The 19771-nt window shown below is 73.6% G+C and carries 16 protein-coding genes; 10 read left to right on the forward strand and 6 right to left on the reverse strand.

Features of this window, described 5'->3' with window-relative positions:
* Positions 1–20 precede the first annotated feature (20 nt).
* The 3 genes from FHX73_RS47515 (at position 21) to FHX73_RS15490 (ending at position 4065) form a co-directional block, all read left to right on the forward strand.
* A complete protein-coding gene (locus tag FHX73_RS47515; RefSeq protein WP_145905564.1) occupies positions 21–2279 on the forward strand; it encodes an aminotransferase class I/II-fold pyridoxal phosphate-dependent enzyme in 2259 nt (752 codons plus the stop codon).
* Entirely contained in the window at positions 2272–3039 is a 768-nt protein-coding gene (fabI, locus tag FHX73_RS15485; RefSeq protein WP_145905565.1) for an enoyl-ACP reductase FabI, read from the forward strand. Before FHX73_RS47515 ends, fabI begins: the two co-directional genes overlap by 8 nt.
* 72 nt (positions 3040–3111) lie before the next feature.
* Positions 3112–4065: an acyl-ACP desaturase gene (locus FHX73_RS15490; RefSeq protein WP_145905566.1), complete on the forward strand. Its 954-nt coding sequence runs from the start codon at positions 3112–3114 to the stop codon at positions 4063–4065.
* 43 nt (positions 4066–4108) lie between these two features.
* Here the strand turns inward: FHX73_RS15490 and FHX73_RS15495 are convergent, their stop codons facing one another.
* Positions 4109–5221, reverse strand: coding sequence for a low temperature requirement protein A (locus FHX73_RS15495; RefSeq protein ID WP_170304930.1), 1113 nt, complete (start codon positions 5219–5221; stop codon positions 4109–4111).
* 163 nt (positions 5222–5384) lie between these two features.
* On the opposite strand from FHX73_RS15495, the gene FHX73_RS15500 reads away from it, so the two are divergent.
* Positions 5385–6932 (forward strand): AMP-binding protein, encoded by a 1548-nt coding sequence (locus FHX73_RS15500; protein ID WP_145905568.1) that lies wholly within the window; start codon positions 5385–5387, stop codon positions 6930–6932.
* 39 nt (positions 6933–6971) lie between these two features.
* Here FHX73_RS15500 and FHX73_RS15505 read toward each other — a convergent pair whose 3' ends face one another.
* Positions 6972–7526, reverse strand: coding sequence for a Uma2 family endonuclease (locus FHX73_RS15505; RefSeq protein WP_145905569.1), 555 nt, complete (start codon positions 7524–7526; stop codon positions 6972–6974).
* A gap of 164 nt (positions 7527–7690) precedes the next feature.
* Between FHX73_RS15505 and FHX73_RS15510 the strand changes: the two genes are divergently transcribed.
* Positions 7691–9460: a glycoside hydrolase family 35 protein gene (locus FHX73_RS15510; protein WP_211786206.1), complete on the forward strand. Its 1770-nt coding sequence runs from the start codon at positions 7691–7693 to the stop codon at positions 9458–9460.
* On the opposite strand, the gene FHX73_RS15515 is transcribed toward FHX73_RS15510, so the two are convergent.
* The gene (locus tag FHX73_RS15515) at positions 9451–10209 is read right to left on the reverse strand and encodes an SDR family oxidoreductase (protein ID WP_145905571.1); all 759 of its coding nucleotides are present in this window, start codon (positions 10207–10209) and stop codon (positions 9451–9453) included. The two genes, FHX73_RS15510 and FHX73_RS15515, sit on opposite strands and share 10 nt — an antisense overlap.
* A gap of 137 nt (positions 10210–10346) precedes the next feature.
* On the opposite strand from FHX73_RS15515, the gene FHX73_RS15520 reads away from it, so the two are divergent.
* From FHX73_RS15520 to FHX73_RS15540, 5 genes are all read left to right on the forward strand, one after another.
* The gene (locus FHX73_RS15520) at positions 10347–11207 is read left to right on the forward strand and encodes a helix-turn-helix transcriptional regulator (protein WP_145905572.1); all 861 of its coding nucleotides are present in this window, start codon (positions 10347–10349) and stop codon (positions 11205–11207) included.
* The gene (locus tag FHX73_RS15525) at positions 11204–11752 is read left to right on the forward strand and encodes a methylated-DNA--[protein]-cysteine S-methyltransferase (RefSeq protein WP_145905573.1); all 549 of its coding nucleotides are present in this window, start codon (positions 11204–11206) and stop codon (positions 11750–11752) included. The genes FHX73_RS15520 and FHX73_RS15525 overlap by 4 nt, the downstream gene beginning before the upstream one ends.
* A 343-nt stretch (positions 11753–12095) precedes the next feature.
* The gene (locus FHX73_RS15530; protein ID WP_145905574.1) at positions 12096–13523 is read left to right on the forward strand and encodes a family 2B encapsulin nanocompartment shell protein; all 1428 of its coding nucleotides are present in this window, start codon (positions 12096–12098) and stop codon (positions 13521–13523) included.
* 115 nt (positions 13524–13638) lie between these two features.
* A complete protein-coding gene (locus FHX73_RS15535; RefSeq protein WP_145905575.1) occupies positions 13639–14760 on the forward strand; it encodes a family 2 encapsulin nanocompartment cargo protein polyprenyl transferase in 1122 nt (373 codons plus the stop codon).
* A 161-nt stretch (positions 14761–14921) separates the two neighbouring features.
* A complete protein-coding gene (locus tag FHX73_RS15540; protein ID WP_145905576.1) occupies positions 14922–15683 on the forward strand; it encodes a bestrophin-like domain in 762 nt (253 codons plus the stop codon).
* A gap of 62 nt (positions 15684–15745) precedes the next feature.
* On the opposite strand, the gene FHX73_RS15545 is transcribed toward FHX73_RS15540, so the two are convergent.
* The 3 genes from FHX73_RS15545 to FHX73_RS15555 form a co-directional block, all read right to left on the reverse strand.
* Positions 15746–16759 carry an NAD-dependent epimerase/dehydratase family protein gene (locus tag FHX73_RS15545; RefSeq protein WP_145905577.1) on the reverse strand — a complete coding sequence of 338 codons (1014 nt, stop codon included), beginning with the start codon at positions 16757–16759 and terminating at the stop codon, positions 15746–15748.
* Positions 16760–16822: 63 nt separating this feature from the next.
* The gene (locus tag FHX73_RS15550) at positions 16823–17701 is read right to left on the reverse strand and encodes a class I SAM-dependent methyltransferase (protein WP_342795300.1); all 879 of its coding nucleotides are present in this window, start codon (positions 17699–17701) and stop codon (positions 16823–16825) included.
* Between the two features lie 221 nt (positions 17702–17922).
* Entirely contained in the window at positions 17923–19704 is a 1782-nt protein-coding gene (locus tag FHX73_RS15555; protein ID WP_145905578.1) for a BACON domain-containing protein, read from the reverse strand.
* Positions 19705–19771 lie beyond the last annotated feature (67 nt).

The following is a 19771-nucleotide window of genomic DNA, read 5'->3' on the forward strand; positions in this document are numbered from 1 at the left end:
CAAGTCCTGGAGAAACGACCATGCCACTCGACCCCCAGGTGCAGGCCATGCGCGCGGCCAAGGCCGCCGCCGCGGTGCGCCCGCTCTACACACTGGGCATCGACGAGGCCCGGGCGGCCGACCTGGCCGCGATCCAGTCCGAGGCCGGCCGGCCGGAGCCGGTGGGCGCCGTCACCGACACCGAACTGCCGGGCCCCGACGGCCCGTTGCCGGTCCGGGTCTACCGGCCCGAGGGCGAAGGCCCGTTCCCGGTGCTGGTCTACTTCTTCGGCGGCGGCTGGACCCTGGGCAGCATCGACACCTCGGACGCGATCTGCCGGGCGCTGACCAACGCGGCCGGCTGCGTCACCGTCTCGGTCGGCTACCGGCTGGCGCCCGAACACCCCTTCCCCGCCGCGGTGTTCGACTGCCTGGCGGCGCTGCGCTGGGCCGCCGAGCAGGCCCCCCGGTTCGACGGCGACCCGGCCCGCCTCGCGGTCGGCGGCGACAGCGCGGGCGGCAACCTGGCCGCCGTCGTCAGCCTGCTGGCCCGCGACCAGGACGGCCCGGCGATCACCGCCCAGCTGCTGGTCTACCCGAACACCGACCACGCCTCGGCCACCGCCTCGATGGCGGAGAACGACGACCCGCTCTTCTTCAACCAGCTGTCGGTCGACTGGTACTGGAAGCACTACCTGGCCGACCAGGCCGACGGCGCCGACCCGTTGGCCTCCCCGCTGCGCGCGGGCGACCACTCGGGCCTCCCCCCGGCCCTGGTGATCACCGCCGAGTACGACCCGCTGCGCGACGAGGGCGAGGCCTACGCGGCCAAGCTCGCCGCGGCCGGCGTCGAGGTCGAACTGACCCGCTACGACGGCGTGGTGCACGGCTTCTTCGCGATGTCCGGCGTGCTGGCGGCGGGCCGCACCGCGATGGGCCAGGCGGCCGGCTTCCTGCGCCGCAAGCTGGCCCCGCAGGCCCCGGTGCTGCTGCGCCAGGCCGAGCTGCACGGCTCGCTGAGCGACCCGGTGCTGGACGCGATGAACTTCCTCAACGAGGTGACCGGCCGCTTCCCCGAGGCCGTCTCCTTCGCCCCCGGGCGCCCGTACGAGGGCTTCTTCGAGGTCGAGCAGATCGAGTCCTACCTGCGCAGCTACCTGGACCGGCTGGCGGCCGACGGCCTGGACCGCGACCAGGTGCGCACCCGGCTCTTCCAGTACGGCCGCACCAACGGCCAGATCCACGAGCTGATCGCCCGCACCCTGGCCAACGACGAGGGCATCGAGGTGCCCGCCGAGTCGGTGGTGGTCACCGTCGGCTGCCAGGAGGCGATGCTGCTCGCGCTGCGCGCGCTCTGCGCCGGCCCCGACGACGTGCTGCTGGTCAGCTCCCCGGCCTACGTCGGCATCACCGGCGCGGCCCGGGTGCTGGACATCGAGGTCGCCCCGGTGCCGGAGGGCCCGGACGGCCTGGAGCCGGCCGCGGTGGCGGCGGTGGCCCGCCAGCTGCGGGCGGCCGGCAAGCGGCCCCGCGCGCTCTACCTGGTGCCGGACTTCGCCAACCCCTCGGGCAGCACCCTGCCGCTGGAGGTGCGCCACCAGCTGCTGGCGCTGGCCGGCGAGCAGGACCTGCTGGTCCTGGAGGACAACCCGTACGGCTTCTTCGTCCGGGAGGGCTCGCCGCTGCCCACCATGAAGTCGCTGGACACCGCCCGCCGGGTGGTCTACCTGGGCTCCTTCGCCAAGACCGCCTTCCCGGGCGCCCGGCTCGGCTACCTGGTTGCCGACCAGGAGGTGCTCACCGCCGACGGCGGCCGCACCCTGCTGGCCGACCAGCTCTCCAAGATCAAGAGCATGACGACGGTCAACACCTCGGCGGTCAGCCAGGCGGTCATCGGCGGCATGCTGATCGAGCTGGACTGCCGGCTGCGGGAGGCCAACGAGCAGGCCATCAAGCACTACCGCAACGCGTTGGAGACCCTGCTCGCCGAGCTGGAGCGGACCTTCCCGGCCGACCGGCACGCCGAGCACGGGGTGCGCTGGAACCGGCCGCGCGGCGGCTTCTTCGTGGTGGTGGACGTGCCGGTGGCCGTCGACCACGCCGCGCTGGAGCGCTCGGCCCGCGAGTTCGGGGTGCTCTTCACCCCGATGGGCGACTTCTACCTGCACGGCGGCGGCTCGCACCAGCTGCGGCTCTCCTGCAGCTACCTGACCGACGACCAGATCATCGACGGGGTGGGCCGGCTGGCCGCCTTCCTGGCCGCCGAGCGCGCCGAGGACGGGGGACGGACCCATGGGTGACCTGCTGCTCGGCAAGCGGATCCTGGTGACGGGGGTCATCACCGACTCCTCGATCGCCTTCGACGTGGCCCGGCTGGCCCAGGAACAGGGCGCCGAGGTGGTGCTCACCGGGTTCGGCCGGCTCAGCCTGGTCAACCGGGTGGCCGCCCGGCTGCCCAAGCCGGCGCCGGTGATCGAACTGGACGTCACCGACCAGGCCCAGCTGGACGGCCTGGCCGAGCAGGTGCGCGAGCACGTGGACGGGCTGGACGGCGTGGTGCACTCGGTGGCCTTCGCCCCGAAGGACGCCCTCGGCGGCAACTTCCTGAACGCGCAGTGGACCGACGTCGCCACCGCGGTGCAGGTCTCCGCCTACTCGTTGAAGTCGCTGGCGATGGCCGCGCTGCCGCTGCTCGCGCCGGGCAGCTCGATCGTCGGCCTGACCTTCGACGCCCGGTTCAGCTGGCCCAGCTACGACTGGATGGGCGTGGCCAAGGCCGCGCTGGAGTCCACCTCCCGCTACCTGGCCCGCGACCTCGGCGGCCACGGGGTGCGCTGCAACCTGGTGGCGGCCGGCCCGATCAAGACCAAGGCGGCCACCTCGATCCCCGGCTACGGCGGCTTCGAGGAGGTCTGGGCCGAGCGCGCCTCGATCGGCTGGGACCCGACCGACCCCGAGCCCGCCGCCCGCGGCGTGGTCGGGCTGCTGTCGGACTGGTTCCCGCGCACCACCGGCGAGGTGCTGCACGTGGACGGCGGAGTCCACGCGACCGGCTGCTGAGCCGAGACCGGCTGTTCGGCCGCCACCGGCCGCTGAGCCGACCTGTTCCATGTTCCGAGGGGGGAACCCGATATGACCAGCCCGACGACCGACCGCGCCGAGTACGCGCTGCTCGCCGACCTCCAGCCGGTGGTCGGCGAGAACCTGGACCGCCACCTGGCCGTGGCCAAGGACTGGTTCCCGCACGAGTACGTGCCGTGGAGCCAGGGCCGCGACTTCGAGGGCCCGCTGAACGGCGAGGCCTGGGTGCCGGAGGAGGCCAAGCTCTCCGAGGTGGCCCGCACCTCGCTGGTGGTCAACCTGCTGACCGAGGACAACCTGCCCGGCTACCACTTCGCGATCGCCCAGTTCGGCCAGGACGGCGCCTGGGGCACCTGGGTCAACCGCTGGACCGCCGAGGAGGCCCGGCACGGCACCGCGCTGCGCGACTACCTGCTGGTGACCCGCACGGTGGACCCGCGGGCCCTGGAGCTGGCCCGGATGGCCCACATGACGGGCGGTTACCAGCGCCCCGACGGCTTCAGCGCGCTGCACGCCATCGCCTACGCCGCCTTCCAGGAGCTGGCCACCCGCATCTCGCACCGCAACACCGGCCTGCACAGCGAGGATCCGGTCTGCGACGGCCTGCTGGCCCGGATCGCCGCCGACGAGAACCTGCACATGCTCTTCTACCGCAACCTGGTCGCCGCGGCCTTCGAGATCGCCCCGGACACCGCGATGCGGGCGGTCGCCGACGTGGTGATCGGCTTCGAGATGCCGGGCTCCACGATCAAGGACTTCGGCCGCAAGTCGGCGCAGATCGCCATGGCCGGCATCTACGACCTGCGGCTGCACCACGACGACGTGGTGCAGCCGATCCTGCGCCAGCTGCGGGTCTTCGAGCGCACCGGGTTCGGGGCGCAGGGCGAGCGGGCCCGCGAGGAGCTGGCCGCGTTCGTCGGACGGCTGGACAGCCAGGCGACCGCGTTCTCGGACCGCCGGGAGGCGATCCTGGCCGGCCGGGCCCGTCGCGAGCTGGCCGCCTGACGGGCTGTCCGGCGGGCTGTCCGGCGGGCTGTCCGGCAGGCCGTCAGGCGCGCCGCGCCCGGTACCGCCGCAGCTCCTCGCCGCCGAACAGCGCGGCGAGGAGCGCGGCGATCGCGGCCAGCTCCACCAGCCCGCCGACCAGCCGGCCCAGCAGTGCGGTCGCCGCGACCGGCCCGGTCGCCAGCAGCCGCAGGCCGGACGGCCCGAGCCGCATGGTCTGCCGGATCACCGAGTTGACCAGCAGGTAGAGCACCACCCCGCCGGCCGTCGTGGCGGCCGCCGGCCAGCCGAGCGGCTCGCCCGGGCGCTCCAGCGCCACGTGGATGCCGGCGGTGAAGAGCAGCACCCCGAGCAGCAGCCAGTAGTGGCCCAGGTTGTAGACGCGCACCGCGAGCGTGTTCCGCCGGGCGTCGCCCTGCACGGCCAGGTGGTGCTCGGCCCGGGTGTCGTCGTCGTGCCCGAAGTAGGCCCACCAGAGCGCCACGCAGACCGCCAGGCTGAGCAGCGCCACCGCCAGCGGCCCGGCGGCCAGGCTGACCGCCCCGGTGCCCAGCGCGATCACCGACTCGCCGAAGGCGATGATCACCACCAGCCCGTGCCGCTCCACGAAGTGGTCCGGCCGGAGTTGGAAGTTGGGCAGGTCGACCAGCCGGGGCGTGGCGAACTGCAGCGCGTAGGCCAGCGTCCAGAGCAGCAACTGCGCCGATCCGGCCAGATACCCGCCGACCACCACGATGCCCGCGTTCAGCCCGTTCAGCGCCCCCATCCGGGCCACCGAGTGCCGCGCGACGCCGTTGGCCGCGAACATCCCGGTGTGCAGCGCCACCACCGCCAGGTACGCCCAGCCGAACGCCGCGCCCTCGCCCTCGAACGCGTGCGGGATGGTCATCGCGATCACCAGGAACGCCACCATGGTGAGCAGCAGCAGGGCGCGGCGGGTGTGGGTGGCCGGCGGCATCGCGTTGGTGAGCCAGGTGAACGCGTCGTACATCCACCAGATCACGGCCAGCATCACCAGCACCCGCAGCAGCCCGCCGGGCGTGGGGTGGTGCACCAGGCTGGCCGTCAACTGGGTGATGGTGAAGACGAAGACGAGGTCGAGGAAGGCCTCCAGCGGTGAGACGCGGAGCGTGTCGGAGGTGGCGTCGGTGGTCACCCGGGGAGTATCGGGCACCAGTGCGACCGGTGCTGACGAGGGGTCATATCGTGCCGCTCCGGGGTGCCGCCGACACGTCACCGAGCCTGGCCGGAACTCGCCGGTGCACGGCGGGGGGTGGAGTTAGCCTGGCGACATGGTTGTAAACCACAAGGGAGTGGCCATGAGCGAATCGGAGTTCGTCAGCGCACCAGCCCTCATCCTGCGGTCCCTCGCCGCCGATCCCGGCCGACGGGCCGTCACCACCGCCGACGGTGAGCGGATCACGGCCGGCGAGTTCGCCGCCGCCGTCTACCGCCTCGCGCACGAGCTCATCGCCCGGGGCGTGGCGCGCGGCGCTACCGTCACGCTGCTCACCGGGAACACCGCCGAGGCGCTCGCCGCCCGGTACGCCGCGGGCCTGGCGGGCGCGCGGGTGGTGAACCTGTACGACGGGATGAGCGCCCCGGTACTGGCCGAGATCGTGGCCAGCGTCGACACCACCCTGCTGCTGGTGGACGCCGAACGGTTCGCGGATGCGGGCGTGTTGCTCCCGCTGATCGACGTGCCGACCGTCCTCACCCTGGGGCCCGCGCCGCAGGGCGGTGGCGGCATCGGCGAGGACGTGATCGCCGCCGCGGCGAGCCGGCCCGCCGAGGAGCCGGACGTGCGCGTCGATCCCGAGGACGACCTCGGCATCCGCCACACCGGCGGCACCACCGGCATCCCCAAGGGCATCCTCAGCCTGCACGGCCCCTACCGGGCGATGTTCGACGTCTCGATCGACGACCGCGAGGCCGACCGGCGGCCCCGCCTGCTCGCCGCCACCTCGCTGGCCCACCTCGCCGGCGTGCTCACCGATCTGGTGCTGCACCGCGGCGGCTCGGTGGTCATCCAGCGCTCCTTCGACCCGGGCGAGGTGCTCGCCGCGATCGAGCGCGAGCGGATCACCGACCTGTGGCTGCTGCCCCCGCTGCTGCACCAACTGCTCGACCACCCGGCCGTCGGCCGCACCGACCTGTCCAGCCTGGAGCGGATCGACTACGGCGGCTCGCCCGCCTCGCCGACCCGGGTGCGCGAGGCGATCAAGGTGTTCGGGCCGGTCCTGATCAGCCTCTACGGCATGTCGGAGGCGCAGGTGATCGCCATGCTCGCCCCGGAGGACTTCGCCCGGTTCGGCGACGACGGCCCGCTGCCGGTCGGCCGCCCCTTCCCGTTCGTGGAGGTGGTGGTCCGCGGCGCCGACGGCACCGAGCTGCCGACCGGCGAACAGGGCGAGGTGTACGTCCGCTCGGAGGCCCTGATGGCCGGGTACTGGAAGCAGCCCGAGCTCACCGCCGAGACGCTGCGCGGCGGTTGGCTGCACACCGGTGACATCGGCTACTTCGACGCGGACGGCTTCCTCTACCTCGCCGACCGCCGCAAGGACCTGATCATCGTGGTCGGCGGCCACGTCTACCCCACCGAGGTCGAGGAGCTGCTCCTCACCCACCCGGCGATCGCCCAGTGCGCCGTCTTCGGCGTGCGCGACGCCCAGCAGACCGAACACGTCCACGTCGCCGTCGTCCCCGCCCCGGGCGAGCGGCCCGCCCTGGACGAGGTCCGCGCCTTCGTCACCGCGAACAAGGGCCGGATCTACGCCCCGGCGGCCCTGCACCTGGTCGACGCGATCCCGCTGACCTCCGTCGGCAAGCCGGACAAGAAGCGCCTGCGCGAGGCGCTCGCGGGGTGAGGCCTCCGTGACCCGCCCGCCCGCGCGCCGGCGGGCGGGTCAGCGGTAGCGGGGAAGGTTGTCGGTGCTGATCAGCCAGCGGCCGACCGGGACGGGCTGGCCGTAGTCGTAGGTGCGGGTCTCGCCGTAGCCCGTGCCGTTCGGTTCGGACATCACCTGGGCCGTGCCGCGGCCGGGATCGACGATGAGGTAGAGCGGAATGCCCATCGCCGAGTAGTCGGCGATCTTGTCGCGGTAGTCGTTCTCGGGGTTGGACTTCGAGACGACCTCGACCACCAGCTCGATGTCACGGGGATTGAGGGCGGCCTGGGGCTGGGAGTCGATCAGGTCCGTGGGAAGGACCATGAGGTCGGGCACGCGCATACGGCCCAGCGCACTGTCCTGCATGTCCGTGTCCGTGAACACGAGCGTGTCCGGGGCCTGCTGCTCCAACTGCCGACGCAGGTAGATGACTGTCAGGCCGTGTGGCGTGGTCGGGGACAGCATCATGACCAGACCCTGCGGGCCGATTTCCACCCGGGGCTTCATGGGCAGCTGGGACAGCTCGTCCGCGATCTCGCGCAGGCGGGCGAAGGTGGCGGCATCGATGGTCATGCGTCCAACGTACGGCGCGGGAGGCCGGGCAGGACCGCATCGCGGGCGATGTCACCCGATCCGTGCCTGCTCGTCGTGTCCGGGGGCGTGCGGACCGTGTCCGGGGCGCTGGCGTGGGCAGGATGGCGAGTGCCAACCGTGCCGAGCCCGCAGGGAGCCGTCCGATGCCCCGTCTCACCCATCATCAGGACGGCTTCGCCCTCGACGGCGAGCCGCTGCGGATCCTCTCCGGGGCGCTGCACTACTTCCGGGTGCTGCCGGAGCAGTGGGAGCACCGGCTCGGGCTGGTCCGGGCGATGGGGCTCAACACGGTCGAGACGTACGTGCCGTGGAACCTGCACGAACCCCGGCACGGGGCCTACGACTTCGGCGGACGGCTCGATCTGGTCGGGTTCGTCCGGGCGGCGGAGCGGGCCGGGCTGCACGTCCTGGTGCGGCCCGGCCCGTACATCTGCGCGGAGTGGGAGTTCGGCGGGCTGCCCGCCTGGCTGCTGGCCGACCCGGGGATGCGGGTGCGGTGCGCGCACCCGGGCTACTTGGCGGCCGTGGAGCGGTGGTTCGACGAGCTGGTGCCCCGGCTGGTCCCGCTGCTCGCCGAGCGGGGCGGGCCGGTGCTGGGCCTGCAGGTGGAGAACGAGTACGGGTCGTACGGCACCGACGGCGAGTACCTGCGCCGGCTGGAGCGGGGGCTGCGGGAACGCGGTGCCGAGTGCCTGCTGTTCACCTCGGACGGGCCGGATCCCGCCCAGTTGCAGGGCGGCACCCTGCCCGGCGTGCTGCCGACCGTGAACTTCGGGGACCGGGCGGCGGAGCACTTCGCGGTGCTGGGGAAGCACGCCCCGGACGTCCCGCCGTTCTGCATGGAGTTCTGGAACGGCTGGTTCGACCAGTGGGGCGAGCCGCACCACCGCAGGGACGCGGCCGACGCGGCCCGGGCGCTGGACGAGATCCTCGCCACCGGCGCCTCGGTGAACCTCTACATGGCGCACGGCGGCACCAACTTCGGCTGGTCGAACGGCGCCAACCTGACCGGCGGGCGCCTCGAACCCACCGTCACCAGCTACGACTACGACGCCCCGATCAGCGAGGACGGCCGCCCCACCGCCAAGTACTGGGCCTTCCGTGAGGTGCTCGGCAAGTACACCGAGCTGCCCCCGCCGCCCGCCGCCGACGAGCCCGCGCGGCTGGCCCCGCGCACCCTGGCGCTCTGCGCCCCGCTTCCGCTGGCGCGGCTGCACGGCGAGCCGGTCGCCTCGCCGTACCCGCGCTCGATGGAGCAACTGGGCCAGTCCTACGGGCTGGTGCTCTACCGCACCGAGGTCTCCGGCCCGCGAGCCCCCGCCGAGTTGCAGGTGGACGGGCTCGGCGACCGCGCGCAGGTGTTCCTGGACGGGCGCCCGGTCGGCGTGCTGGACCGCACCGGGCGCTCCGGCGGGCCGGTCGAGCTGGCCGTGCCGGCCGGCGGGGCCCGGCTGGAGCTGCTGGTGGAGAACCTGGGGCGGGTCAACTACGGCCCGGCGCTGGGGGAGCGGAAGGGGATCAGCGGCGGGGTGCGGCTCGGGCAGCAGCTGCTGATGGGGTGGCGGATGTTCCGGCTGCCGCTCGACGATCTCGGCGAACTGGACTTCCCCGAGCGGCCGTTGGCGGGCCTCGACGGCCAACCCGTGCTGCGCCGTGCCGAGTTCGAGGTCGAGCGCCCGGCCGACACCTTCGTGCGCACCGCCGGGCACGGCAAGGGCTTCTGCTGGGTGAACGGCTTCCCGCTCGGCCGGTTCTGGGACCTCGGCCCGCAGCAGACCCTCTACCTACCCGGCCCGCTGCTCCGGTCCGGCCGCAACGAGCTGGTGCTGCTCGAACTGCACGGCCCGGCGGGCGAGTCGGTCGACCTGGTGGACGAGCCGGTGCTGGACGAGGTGACGGCGGATCAGGCCTGACGGGTCGGCAGTACGATCGCCTGGCGCAGGTTCACCCCGGCGCGTCGGCTGACCGTCCAGGCGATCAGGTCGGCCACGTCCTCGGAGGTGAGCGGCGGGATCACCTGGAACATCCCGTCCAGCTGGGCGGAGAGCTCGGCGTTGTCGATGTGGCTGCCCAGCTCGGTGTCGGTCAGGCCGGGCTCCACGTTGGTCACCCGCACGTCCAGCGGGCCCAGTTCGGTGCGCAGCACGGCCGAGAGGTGGGTCAGCGCGGCCTTGGTGGCGCTGTAGACGGCGTAGCCGGGGAAGGTGACGTGCGAGCCGATCGAGGAAACGTTCACCAGGTCGGCCGCCCGTCCCTCGGCGCCGGCCGCGACCAGGTCGGCCCGGAAGGCGTCGATGACGCGCAGCGCGCCGGTCAGGTTGGTGTCCACCATCCTGGTCCACTCGTCCAGCCGGCCGGCCGCCACGGGGTTGGGCAGCATCACGCCGGCCGCGTTCACCACCAGGTCCACCCGGCCCCAGGCCTGGTGCACGGCCTCGGCGGCCCGCTCCACGGCGGCCTGGTCGGTCACGTCCACCGGCACCGCCAGCGCCCGGCCGCCCTCGGCCTCGATCTTCGCGGCCGACTCGGCCAGCCGGTCGGCCCGCCGGGCCAGCAGCGCCACCCGGGCACCGCCGGCGGCGAGCAGTCGGGCGGTGGCCTCGCCCATGCCGGAGGCGGCTCCGGTGACGACGGCGGTGCGGCCGGTGAGGTCGTAGCTCATGTCGTGCTCCCTGTCGGGTCGTTCGTTCGCTTCACTCGCTGACGGGAACGATCCTGCTCCGGTCGCGACCGGCCACCCAGGGTGGAGCTTTTCCTGGGTCTGCCAGTACCAGGGAACGGCGGGCCTAGGCTGGGGGCATGGAGAACGCACTGGGGGAGTTCCTCCGTTCGCGCCGGGCGCGCATCCAGCCCGAGGAGGTCGGACTGCCCGCCTACGGGCGGCGGCGGGTGCCGGGGCTGCGGCGCGAGGAGGTCGCGATGCTGGCCGGGGTGAGCGTGGACTACTACGTCCGGCTGGAGCAGGGCCGGGGCGCCGGCGTCTCCGAGGCGGTGCTGGACGCGGTGGCCCGGGTGCTCCGGCTGGACCCGGTGGAGCACGACCACCTGCGCCTGCTGGTCCACCCGCCGCGCCCCGACGCGGCGCCGGGGCAGACCGTGCGGCCGGGGATCCGGCTGCTGATGGACCGGATGGCCGAGGTGCCGGTCTTCGTGCTGGGCCGCCGGATGGACGTGCTGGCCTGGAACGGCCTGGCCGACGCCGTGGTCGGGTTCGGTGCGATGGAGCGCTGCAACGCGGCGTGGCACACCTTCTGCGCGCCGTCCGCCCGGGAGTTCTACCCGCAGTGGGCCGCGGTGGCCGCCGAGACGGTCGGCTACCTGCGGCTGGACGCGGGCCGGCACCCGGGCGACCCGGAGCTGGCCGAGCTGGTCGCCGAACTCTCCGCGCGCAGCCCGGAGTTCCGTGAGATGTGGGCCGACCACCAGGTGCGGGAAAAGACCTGGGGGCGCAAGCTCTTCCACCACTCGGTGGTCGGCGAGCTGGAACTCGGCTACGAGACCCTCCAACTGCCGGGCGACCCGGACCAGTTGCTGGTCGCCTACACGGTCGAGCCGGGCAGTGCGACCGAACAGCGGCTGGCGCTGCTGGCGAACGCGAACGCGAGTGCCAGTGCGAGTGCGAGTGCGAGCCTGGTCCGGGCGGGCGGGGGCGCGCGGTGAGCGCCGGCCGGATCGAGTGGCTGACGGTGCCCAGCCCGCTGCCCAGCGGACCGCTCGCGGTGGGCGTGACCCCGGACGGGGTGGCCGCCGTGCAGTTCCTCGCCGACACCGTGCCGGTCGACCTGCCCCGGGCCGCCGAGGACCGCCGGTGCGCGGCGGTGCGGGACGCCTTCGCGGCGTACTTCGCGGGCGGGGTGCGCAGGCTGGGGCTGCCGCTGGACTGGCGGCTGGCCACGGGGCCGCACCGCACGGTGCTGGAGGCCCTGTTGGGCACCGTGCCGTACGGCGAGGTGGTGACGTACGGCGAACTGGCCCGGCGCAGCGGGGTCTTCCCGCCGGCCGAGGCGCCCGGGCTGGCGGCCCGGACGGTGGGTCAGATGATGGGCGCGAACCCGCTGCCGGTGCTGGTGCCCTGCCACCGGGTGGTGGCGGCGGACGGGCTCGGCGGGTTCGGCAACGGGCGGGTGGGGCTGGATACCAAGCGCTGGCTGCTCACTTTGGAGGGCTGGTTGGAGCCGACGCTGGACTGGACCGGGCCGACCTGACGGGACGTCGGGCAGGGCTGACGGCGCGTCGGTGCGCTGGGCCGAACAGGGGTACTGGGCCGAACAGGTGGATCACCGGCGCGGCGCCGTCGGCTCGCAAGCAGGTGCGAAACGGGCGGATCCGGACGACCGCGGGCAGCCGCCGGTGTGAGGACTGAGCTGGACGGTGGTCGAGCGGGATCGATTCTGCGTGGAATTGACCCGAACAGAAATCGAGCAGAATCTCTAATCGTACTAATTGCTCCACCGGGTCAATCACTCGTACGAGTGATTGCGCCGCGGGATGGCTGGACGCCACTCTGGAATCAAGCAGTCCGTATCTCGCGTGGGGGAGGGCCCTGTCATGACTACAGAGATCACCACCGCTATTCCGGCACCCAGTTCCGGGCCGGGCAACGACCAGCAGCAGAGCCTTGCCACTGCTGCGGCCCGGAATCTTGCCACCACCACCAAGTCCGAGCCGCAGATGCAGGGCATCAGCTCGCGCTGGTTGCTCCGGATGCTGCCCTGGGTGCAGGTCAGCGGTGGCACGTACCGGGTGAACCGCCGGCTCAGCTACGCCGTCGGCCGCGGCCGGGTGAGTTTCGTCAAGACCGGTGCGCAGGTGAAGGTCTGGGCGCCCTCGCTGACCGAGGTGCCGGTGCTGCGCGGCCTGGAGGACGAGGGGCTGCTCACCGAGCTGGCCGCGCGCTTCCAGCAGCGCGACTTCCGGGCCGGCGAGGTGCTGGTGGAGGCCGGGCAGCCGATCAACGAGGTCTTCCTGATCGCCCACGGCAAGGTCAACAAGGTCGCCCCGGGCAAGTACGGCGAGTCCGCCGTCGTCGGGGTGCTGGCCGACGGTGACCACATCGGCGACGAGGCGCTCTCGGTCGCCGACGGCAACTGGCCGTACAGCGTGACGGCGGTGACCGCCGGCACCGCGATGGCGCTCTCCTGGCCCGCCTTCCAGGAGCTGGCCGACCGCTCCGAGGTGCTGCGCGACCAGATCACCCAGTTCCTGGCGGACGCCCAGCAGCCGCAGACCAAGCACGGCGAGGCCGAGATCGAGCTCGCCGCAGGCCACGAGGGCGAGCACGAGCTGCCCAGCACCTTCGTGGACTACGAGCTGGCCCCGCGCGAGTACGAGCTCAGCGTCGCGCAGACGGTGCTCCGGGTGCACAGCCGGGTCGCCGACCTCTACAACGAGCCGATGAACCAGATCGAGCAGCAGTTGAAGCTCACCGTGGAGGCGCTGCGCGAGCGCCAGGAGCACGAGCTGATCAACAACCCGGAGTTCGGCCTGCTGCAGAACGCCGAGTACGAGCAGCGGATCCAGACCCATAGCGGCGCCCCCACCCCGGACGACATGGACGAGCTGCTCAGCCGTCGCCGGGGCACCAAGTTCTTCCTCGCCCACCCCAAGGCGATCGCCGCCTTCGGCCGGGAGTGCAGCTCCCGCGGCCTGTACCCGACCCCGGTGCAGGTCGAGGGCCAGACGGTGCCGGGCTGGCGCGGCGTCCCGCTGCTCAGCTGCAACAAGATCCCGATCGTGGACGGTCACACCACCTCGATCCTGGCCATGCGTCTCGGCGAGGACAAGCAGGGCGTGATCGGCCTGCACCAGACCGGCCTGCCGGACGAGTACCAGCCCGGCCTGTCGGTCCGCTTCATGGGCATCAACGAGAAGGCCGTCATTTCCTACCTGGTGAGCGCCTACTATTCGGCGGCCATTCTGGTGCCCGACGCGATCGGTGTGCTGGAGAACGTCGAAATCGCCCGTCCGCGGGACTGAATTTCCGCGGTATTCCCGCGGCGTGATGCAGGGTGGGCCGAACCCGGGAAATCCCCGGGAGCGGCCCGACGGGGGATCAGTCGAACACTGAACGAATTCTGGGGGGCCAGAACCCATGAGCACCGAAACGCTCAGCCGGGGAAGTCAGGACAACCAAGGACACAACCAAGGCCGCGAGCAGGGCCACGGCCAGAACCAAGGGGCCGACCAGCAGGCCGCCGGGCTGCTCGCCCGGGCCCGCGCCATCGTCGACCCGGCCCTGCGCACCGCAGTGGACGGCATGCCCGAGTCGATGGCCCGGGTCGCCGCCTACCACTTCGGCTGGCGCGAGGCCGACGGCTCGCCCTCCGCCGCCGATCCGGGCAAGGCGATCCGCCCCGCCCTGGTGCTGGCCGCCGCCGAGGCCTGCGCCGGCCGCGGCGCCGACGAGGCGCTGGCGCGCGGCGCCGTCCGGGCCGCCGCCTCCGTCGAGCTGGTGCACAACTTCACCCTGCTGCACGACGACGTGATCGACCGGGACGACACCCGTCGCCACCGTCTCACCGCCTGGCGGGTGTTCGGCTCCACCGAGGCGATCCTGGCCGGTGACGCCCTGCACTCGTTGGCGCTGCGCACCCTCGCCGAGGACGGCCACCCGGCCGCCGGGGACGCGATGCGCCGGCTGGCCGACTGCGTGGTCGAGCTCTGCGCCGGCCAGCAGGCCGACTGCGCCTTCGAGCAGCGCAGCACCGTCTCGCTCGACGAGTGCCTGGCGATGGCCGAGGCCAAGACGGGGGCGCTGCTGGGCGCCGCCTGCGCAATCGGCGCGCTCTACGGCGGTGCCGACCAGCAGGCCGCCCGGGCGATGGACGCCTTCGGGCGCGAGATCGGCCTGGCCTTCCAGCTGATCGACGACCTGATCGGCATCTGGGGCGACCCCGCCGTCACCGGCAAGCCGGCCGGCGCCGACCTGCTGGTCCGCAAGAAGTCCCTGCCGGTGGTCGCCGCGCTCGGTTCCGGCACCGCCGCCGGTGCCGAACTCGCCGCGATCTACGCCCTCGACCGGCCGCTCACCGAGGCCGAGGTCAAGCTCGCCGCCGACGCGGTCGAGCGGGCCGGCGGCCGCGCCTGGGCCCAGGGCGCCTCCTGCGAGCGGATGGCTGCCGCCCTCGAACACCTCGCGGTCGCGGTGCCCGACCCCGCCGCCACCGACGACCTGTTGGCGCTGGCCGAGCTGGTCACCCGCCGCAACCGCTGACGCGGCGCTCGTCGCCCACGTCGCGCACGTCGCACCTTCCCGTCCCTCCCGCTCCCCCCTCTCCCTCCGTCGCTCTCCCTCACCCTCGCCTCCGAGTCACCGTCACCAGCTGCGGCCCGCCGGCTGTTTCGGGCTGCCCTGACGCAGAAGGCACCGTCTTCATGAGCCTTGCCGACATCGGCACCATCGTCATAACCCTGCTGCTGCTGGCCGTCGCCATCAAGCTGCTGCAGCGCTGGGTCCCGCACCACATCCGGGAGGAGCACAACGACGTCGCGGGCTTCATCTTCGCGGCCGTCGGCGTGCTCTACGCCGTGCTGCTCGGCTTCGTCGTGATCACCGTCTGGACCAACAACGACTCCGCCAGCAAGACCACCTTCCAGGAGGCCGACGCGCTGGCCGGCATCTACTGGATCTCCCGCGAACTGCCCGCCCCGCTCGGCCCGCAGCTCGAACAGCAGACCCTCTCCTACGCCCGCACCGTGCAGGACAGCGAGTGGCCGATGATGGCCAACCACAAGAGCGACCCGCAGGCCACCGAGCTGGTCTACCAGATCCGGGACAGCGTCTTCTCGATCAAGCCCACCGACGAGCAGCAACAGGTGCTCTACGAGCACGCGGTGAGCCACGTCGAGGACCTCGCCTCCGAGCGGCGCGAGCGGCTCAACCAGGTCGACGACTCGGTGCCGCCGCTGCTCTGGGTGGCGCTGATCGGCGGCGGGGTGCTCACCATCGGGTTCACCTTCCTGTTCGGCCTCTCCAACACGCTCGCGCACACCCTGATGGTGCTCTCGCTGGGGGCGCTGGTGGTGCTGTCGCTGCTGGTCATCAAGGAGATGAACTTCCCGTTCGCCGGCGCGACGGCGGTGAAACCGACCGCCTTCGACGTCTTCCTGCAACGGCTGCCCCCGCCACGGACCTGACGGCGGCAATGCTGACGGTGCGTCGCTTCCCCGGAAGTGACGCACCGTCAGGTCATGTTGGCTCAGCCGTGCTCGGCGAGCAGGCGCCGCTCCTTCTCCGGGTCGATGCCGAGCGGCTCGCCGCCCTGGGTGTAGGGGCGCTCGCGCGGGCCGCGTTCGAGGATCCAGGCCCAGGTGTCGGCCACGGTCCGCTCGATCGGCCGGCAGCGCAGTCCGGCCGCCTCCGCCTTGCGGCTGTCCGCCCGCCAGATCCCGCTCGGCCGCCCGTCCTCCTCGAACTCGGGTGCCCAGAGCGGAAGTTCGGTCCACATCTCGATCCCGGCGGCGGTCAGTGGGGCGTCCGGCACCCAGACCAGCTCGGCCCCGGAGCCGGTGGCCGCGACGCAGGCCTCCAGCAGCTGCCCGTAACTGCTGGAGCCGGGCAGCGCGGTGGTGACGAAGCTGCCGTGCGCACCGCGCTCGGCCAGGTCCAGGCCGAAGACGGCGAAGTCGCGGGCGTCGATCAGCTGGATCGGCAGGTCCGGGCGGCCCGGGGCGAGCACCCGGCCGCCCCGGGCGATCCGCTCCAGCCACCAGGGCAGCCGCCCGACGTTCTCGTACGGGCCGACCAGCAGCCCGCAGTTGAGCAGCAGGGAGCGCTCGGCGCCGAACTGCTCCAGCACCGCCCGCTCGCACCCGGCCTTCAGACCGGTGCTGAACGGCTGGCCCGGCGGCGAGTCGGCGGCGCACTCGTGCAGCGGCGACTCCTCGCTGACCGGCTCGTCGGGCCACTCGGCGAAGGCGTGCACGGAGGAGACGAAGAGGTAGCGCCCGGCCCGCTCGCGCAGCGCCGTGGCCGCCTGCCGGACGTCATGGGGCTGCTGGCCGCTGGTGTCGATCACCAGGTCCCAGGGCTCCTCGGCCAGCCGGGCCAGCGCCTCGGGGTCGGTCCGGTCGCCGCGCAGCGCGCGCACGCCCGGCAGGTCGGTGCCCGACCGGCCGCGGTTGAACGTGGTCACCTGGTGGCCGCGGGCCAGGGCTTCTTGGGCGAAGGCCCGGCCGAGGAAGACCGAGCCGCCCAGCATCAGGATGCGCATGCGGACGAGCCTGCCCGCTGCGGGCCGTCCCCGGTAGGGCCGTTCGCCTGCGGCGCACTGCGTTCACCGAGGGAGAACCGTCACTGCGGGAGCTCCGGGAGCTCCCGGGGCCCCTGGGACCCTCGGGAGCTCCGCGGTGACCAGGTAGTAGTCCAGGATGCCGTCCCGGTAGGCGCGCAGGAAGTTGTGCGGCCAGGTGTCCGGGGCCCACCACCGGCTCAGCCACCGGTCCCAGCCGGGCCAGACCTCGGCGCCGATCGACTCCGCCGCGACCCCGGTCAGCCCGGCCCCGCCCAGCGCGCCGGTCAGCGCGGTGACCGGGCGGGCGATGTCCAGGCCGTTGGCGAAGGTCTCCAGCAGGCCGGCGAGTTGGGCCGGCCGCGCGGGCGAGTCGTCCACGGTGAAGAAGCCGGCCAGCGCGAGCCGGCCGCCCGGCGCGAGCACCCGGGCCGTCTCGGCGGCGAAGGCCGCCAGGTCCGGGAAGTGCTGGGCGGCCTCGACGCTGAGCACCGCGTCGAACCCGCCGTCCGCGAAGGGCAGTTGCTCGGCGGCGCCCTGGACGAAGGCGAGCCGCTCGGGCTGCTCGGCGAGCAGCGCGGCGTGCCGCTCGCGGGCCCGGCGCAGCTGCTCGGGGTGGATGTCCAGGCCGGTCACGGCGGCCGGATCGCGCTCGCCGAGGGCCAGTGCGCACCCCATGCCGAGCCCGCAGCCGACCTCCAGCAGCCGGGCGCCGGGGGCGGGCACGGCGGCGTCCAGCACCAGGCGGTAGAGGTCCTGCTGGCTGCGCACCCGTTCCGGCTCGCCGACCGGTGCGGTCAGGTCGATGCCGCGCCAGTGGCCGAAGTTGATGAAGCCCCCGGCGAAGATCGGCACGGCGCTCAGGTCGCCGGACCCGTAGGTCTCCCGCACCGCGTCCCGCATCCCGTCACCCTGCTCGGCCACCGCCGCCTCCTCGCTCCCCCTGACAACGCGTCACCGGCCCGGGGGCAACGCCCACCGGCACTCGCACCACCCGCGCCCTGCCCGCTCCTCGCCCGGTCCCTGCCCGCTCCCTACCCCCTCGGGCCGCCGATATCGGATTGTCACCCGGTTCTCATCCATCGGTGTGCAACGTGGGTTCCCGGTGAAGAGTCATAGGGAATGGCAGAGCAGTACGGGGCTGTTCAGCGCGGTGACGAGGGCGAGGTGTCGGACGTGGCAGAGCTGGTCGCGGGTGCGGTGGAAGGCGTCGGCGGGTTGCTGGACGGCCGGATGGACGGCGTGGCCGACGGGCTGCTGCTCGCCGACCGGCTGGCCGACGGCTGGGTGGACGGCCCGGACGTCGGGCTGGCGCTTGGGCTCTCGCTGCTGCTCGGCGGACTGCTCGCGCTGCTGCCCGCGCTCGGGGTGTCCGAGGGGGTGGCGCTGGCGCTGCCGCTCGGGTTCGCGCTCGGGCTGGGCGTGGTGCCGTCCGGGGCGGAGGGCGAGGCGCTGGGCGAGGGGAGGCCGCGCCGGTCCGGGCCGCCGGTGAGGGTGACCACGGCGGAGGACGGCGGCAGGGCGATCCACGCCGTCCAGTCCGCGTCGGGGGCGTGCTGATCGTCCACGGTGACGATCACGGTGATCCGCTGGCCGGGCGCCAGGGTGCCGGCGTCCCGGCTCAGCCGCAGCCAGTCGCAGCTGAGTTCGGCGTGCCAGTCCAGCGCAGTGCCGCCGGTGTTGGTCAGGGTGAGCACGGTCCGGCTGCCGTAGCTGCCGGCCGTGACGTCCAGCGCGGCGGCCGCCGGCACCGGTTCGGGGTGCCACTGCGGGCTGGAGATCGGCACCGCACCGGTCGCGGGCACCGGCACAGCTGACGCCTGAACCGGCGGCAGCAACGTTTCTGCACCCGCCGCGCCGCCCCCGGCACCGCTCGCCGCACCCACCAGCGCCGCCACCAGCCCGCGCCCGTCGCCACCCGTCCCGGTCGGCCGGCCCGGCGCCGCCGGGACCGGCGGCACGGCGGGAGCCTCGCCGTCCGGCGGGGTGTCCACCCGCACCGAGGAGACCGACGCCGCCCCCGCGACCGGCGCGCCGTCCCGGTGCGCGACCCAGAGCGCGGCCAGCGGCGCGGACAGCACCGCCGCCAGCACCCCGGTGCTGACCAGCCGCTGCCGGGCCAGCACCAGCCGCTCGTGCAGGTCCCCGCCGGCCCGGTGCCGCTCCAGCAGCCCGGGTGCCCGGTGCCGGGGCAGCCCCCGGGCGTCGAAGACCGGCACCCCGGCCCCGCCCCCGCCGCCCGCCCGCACCCCGGCCGGTGCGGCCAGCAGCGCCAGCCCGGCCGGCGGCCCGCCGTCGAACCCGGCGACCCGCTCCGCCGTCCCGCGGCAGGTGGGGCACTGCTCCACGTGCCGGACCAGTTCGCGCCGCAGCGCCGGCCCCAGCACCCACCCCCGCCAGTGCTCGGCGCCGGGCCCGCCGAGCCGGTCCAGCTCGGGGCAGGTGCCCACGCCGAGCACCAGCAGCGCCCGTCGGGTGGTGGCCAGTTCGGCCCGGGCCCCGGCGAGCAGCCGGCCGGTGGCCGCCGGGTCCAGGCCCAGCACGGCGGCCAGTTCCTCCTCCGTCAGGTGGTGACGCAGCGTCAGTTCCAGCGCCTCGCGCTGCTCCGCGGTGGTGCCGGCCGCCTCCGGCCAGGCCAGCGCGGCCAGCTCGGCGCGCAGCCCGGCCGGGTCGTCCACCGGCCCACCGGCCCGGTCGCCGGCCGCGCCCGCGGCCAGTCGGCGCACGCAGGCGTACCGGGCGGCCGAGTAGAGCCAGGCCCGCCGCAGCGCCGGGTCGGTCAGCCGCTCGCCGCCGCTGTCCACCAGCTCGCGGACCTCGCCGACCGCGGCGCCGGCCTCGGCCGGGTCGCAGAGCACGGACAGGCAGTAGGTGTAGAGGCCGTCCAGCAGGCGCTGGTAGGCGGTGGGCATGCTCTCGGGCGTCACGGTCCGGACAGTAGGCCTTCGGCCCGCCGGGACCCGTGTCGAACCATGCCTTTGTACTTCTTTCGGG

The organism is Kitasatospora viridis, from assembly GCF_007829815.1.
GTDB classification, from domain to species: Bacteria; Actinomycetota; Actinomycetes; order Streptomycetales; family Streptomycetaceae; genus Kitasatospora; species Kitasatospora viridis.

Excerpts from the sequence above, each read along its gene's own strand:
- FHX73_RS47515 (WP_145905564.1), top strand. The coding sequence starts at position 21 with ATGCCACTCGACCCCCAGGTGCAGGCCATGCGCGCGGCCAAGGCCGCC.
- fabI (WP_145905565.1), top strand. The coding sequence starts at position 2,272 with ATGGGTGACCTGCTGCTCGGCAAGCGGATCCTGGTGACGGGGGTCATC.
- FHX73_RS15490 (WP_145905566.1), top strand. The coding sequence starts at position 3,112 with ATGACCAGCCCGACGACCGACCGCGCCGAGTACGCGCTGCTCGCCGAC.
- FHX73_RS15500 (WP_145905568.1), top strand. The coding sequence starts at position 5,385 with ATGAGCGAATCGGAGTTCGTCAGCGCACCAGCCCTCATCCTGCGGTCC.
- FHX73_RS15505 (WP_145905569.1), bottom strand. The coding sequence starts at position 7,526 with ATGACCATCGATGCCGCCACCTTCGCCCGCCTGCGCGAGATCGCGGAC.
- FHX73_RS15510 (WP_211786206.1), top strand. The coding sequence starts at position 7,691 with ATGCCCCGTCTCACCCATCATCAGGACGGCTTCGCCCTCGACGGCGAG.
- FHX73_RS15515 (WP_145905571.1), bottom strand. The coding sequence starts at position 10,209 with ATGAGCTACGACCTCACCGGCCGCACCGCCGTCGTCACCGGAGCCGCC.
- FHX73_RS15520 (WP_145905572.1), top strand. The coding sequence starts at position 10,347 with ATGGAGAACGCACTGGGGGAGTTCCTCCGTTCGCGCCGGGCGCGCATC.
- FHX73_RS15530 (WP_145905574.1), top strand. The coding sequence starts at position 12,096 with ATGACTACAGAGATCACCACCGCTATTCCGGCACCCAGTTCCGGGCCG.
- FHX73_RS15535 (WP_145905575.1), top strand. The coding sequence starts at position 13,639 with ATGAGCACCGAAACGCTCAGCCGGGGAAGTCAGGACAACCAAGGACAC.
- FHX73_RS15540 (WP_145905576.1), top strand. The coding sequence starts at position 14,922 with ATGAGCCTTGCCGACATCGGCACCATCGTCATAACCCTGCTGCTGCTG.
- FHX73_RS15545 (WP_145905577.1), bottom strand. The coding sequence starts at position 16,759 with ATGCGCATCCTGATGCTGGGCGGCTCGGTCTTCCTCGGCCGGGCCTTC.